This window comes from Streptomyces sp. AC550_RSS872, from assembly GCF_019049285.1.
In the GTDB taxonomy this organism is placed as follows: Bacteria; Actinomycetota; Actinomycetes; order Streptomycetales; family Streptomycetaceae; genus Streptomyces.
Genome location: NZ_JAGMUL010000189.1, coordinates 1 through 203 on the forward strand (window position 1 = coordinate 1; position 203 = coordinate 203).

1 pseudogene is annotated in these 203 nt (G+C 62.1%); it reads right to left on the bottom strand.

The features are described from left to right. Nucleotides 1–203 (bottom strand): annotated as a pseudogene (locus KUM44_RS39865) (ABC transporter substrate-binding protein); the annotation flags it as partial.

Genomic DNA, 203 nt, shown 5'->3' on the forward strand with positions numbered 1-203 from the left:
GCGACGTACTTGGTGTGCGACATCATCGAGTTGTTGATCAGGTCGCACTGCGGCCGGCCCTGCTTGATCTGCGCCAGCAGCGGAGCGTCGTCCAGGTTCAGAACCTTCACCTGAATGCCGGTCTCCTGCGTGAACGGCGTGTAGATCGCCTTCTGAAGCGCCGCACCGTAGGAACCGCCGCTGTCACGGACGACCACCGTCTT